The organism is Rhizobium sp. RHZ01 (genome assembly GCF_014851595.1).
In the GTDB taxonomy this organism is placed as follows: Bacteria; Pseudomonadota; Alphaproteobacteria; order Rhizobiales; family Rhizobiaceae; genus Rhizobium; species Rhizobium altiplani.
Genome location: NZ_JACUZZ010000103.1, coordinates 1 through 506 on the forward strand (window position 1 = coordinate 1; position 506 = coordinate 506).

Below are 506 nucleotides of genomic sequence, written 5' to 3' on the forward strand. Positions count from 1 at the left end.
CTCATCATCTCCTTGTTCGGCCGATTGGCGACCATCTCCTCGTCCCGACCTATTTTCGCGATCGCCGCGGCGCGCAGTGACAGTCAAGGGTGGAGGGCCGCCAGGCACTCCATCGCGCAGCGACTTGTCCTTGACGGTCGCGAGCACGGCGGCAGGCCGTTTGGGTCGGGCGAGACCTGAGCAAACAAGGCAATTCCGAGGGGAGCTCGCCATCAGGCGCGGCAAATGCGCCACAAGCTTGTATGCGGTTGATCCTCGCGGATCGCAAACCATGATGCAGGCATACGCATCATTGGGCGAAGCTCCGGGGCGGCGGGCCCATTCTACAGCGCGGCTTGAGAAGCCATGTGAGTGATCGGGTTCACCACCACCTCGGATTCTTGTCAGCAGACCTTTTCCGGCCCGCCGGATCGGCTGTCTCCCTCCTCTGGCGTCAGGCAGCGCGCAAAACGAAGCCGCTCGGAATCTCACCAGTCGTGACCAATCTCCACAGGGCTATCAACAGT

At 62.1% G+C, this 506-nt stretch carries 1 protein-coding gene; it reads left to right on the forward strand.

Annotation, left to right across the window (positions count from 1 at the left end):
• Nucleotides 1-180, forward strand: a 180-nt coding sequence (locus IB248_RS31445) for a hypothetical protein (protein ID WP_210333103.1), incomplete at its 5' end; no start/stop codon positions are given.
• Nucleotides 181-506 lie beyond the last annotated feature (326 nt).